The organism is Mesorhizobium sp. M0088 (genome assembly GCF_040322895.1).
Classification (GTDB): Bacteria; Pseudomonadota; Alphaproteobacteria; order Rhizobiales; family Rhizobiaceae; genus Mesorhizobium.
In genome coordinates this window covers 1-1,243 of record NZ_JAMYUI010000064.1, presented here as the reverse complement: position 1 = coordinate 1,243, position 1,243 = coordinate 1, and the positions used below count along the sequence as shown (strand labels likewise).

Annotated in this window: 2 protein-coding genes; both read left to right on the top strand. The window is 60.7% G+C overall.

All coding sequences use genetic code 11. From position 1 onward, the window contains the following. Positions 1 to 75: 75 nt before the first annotated feature. Positions 76 to 426, top strand: a complete 351-nt coding sequence (locus NKJ67_RS35050) for a transposase (protein ID WP_352585884.1) — start codon at positions 76 to 78, stop codon at positions 424 to 426. Then, entirely contained in the window at positions 375 to 1,214 is an 840-nt protein-coding gene (locus NKJ67_RS35045) for an IS3 family transposase (RefSeq protein WP_352585886.1), read from the top strand. Before NKJ67_RS35050 ends, NKJ67_RS35045 begins: the two co-directional genes overlap by 52 nt. Positions 1,215 to 1,243 lie beyond the last annotated feature (29 nt).

Sequence of the window (1,243 nt, the reverse complement as noted above, 5' to 3'; positions counted from 1 at the left end):
TGGAGTGCGCCCCTGGGGGTGGACAGATCGTCCTGAGGAATTGACCATGGCTGTCGGGTTTTCGGAGAGAGAACCATGGCAAGACATCGTAGCTACAGCATCACGTTCAAGCGTCAGGTCGTGCAGGAATATCTGTCGGGCGAGACGCTGTACAGTTTGGCGAAACGGCATGACATCACCCGCACCCTGATCGGTGTCTGGATTGGCAAGTATGAGGCAGGCGGCTTCGATGAAGATACGGCTTCGGCCACTCTGATCACGGAATATGAGGCGCGGATCGCCGCGCTTGAGCGGCTGGTCGGCAAGCAGGCTCTGGAGCTGGAGTTTCTAAAGGGGGCTCTGAAAAGCGCTCCGCGGCCGAAAAGCGGGACTACATCCGCCATCATCGGCCCCCCGGCCTCTCCGTCGCCGAAGGATGCCGGCTGATGGATCTGGCGCGTTCGACCTTTTATGACCGTCCGCAATGGCCGGCCGATGACACCGCTATCGTCGAGACGATGTTCGCGATCTGCGACGAATTCGAGTTTTATGGCTATCGCCGCGTGAGCGCGGCCTTGCGCCAGCAAGGCTTTGTGGTGAACCACAAGAAGATCCGCCGCCTGATGCGCGATCACGACCTGCAACCGAAGGTCAGACGCCGGTTCGTCGCCACGACCGACAGCAATCACAACAGTCCGATCTTCCCCAATCTGGCAAAGGACATCGTCCCGACCGGTCCGAACCAACTCTGGGTCGGCGACATCACCTATGTCGCGCTACCGGTCCGCTTCGCCATCATTCTCGATGTTTGGTCGCGCATGATCGTCGGCTACGCCATCAGCCGCGCCATCGATGCTCGCCTGACGGGCGCCGCCTTGCGCGCCGCAATCGAGCGCAGAAAGCCTCCGCCAGGCTGCGTTCACCATTCCGATCGCGGCTCCCAATATGCCGCCGAGACTTACCGGCAGCTTCTCGCCGGCCACGGTCTGGCGGGCTCGATGGGCCGCAAGGGCAATCCTTATGACAATGCCAAAGCGGAGAGCTTCATGAAGACCCTGAAGCTCGAGGCGGTCTATCCGATGGCGCTTGAAACCTTCGAGGAGGTTGCCGAGCACCTTCCCCACTTCATCGACCAGGTCTACAACAAACGCAGGCTCCATTCGGCGCTGGGATATCTCAGCCCGCAACAGTTCGAGGATCAACATATCCGGCAGACGGGCAAAACCGCAGCCTGATCAGTGTCCACCCCCAGGGGCGCACTCCA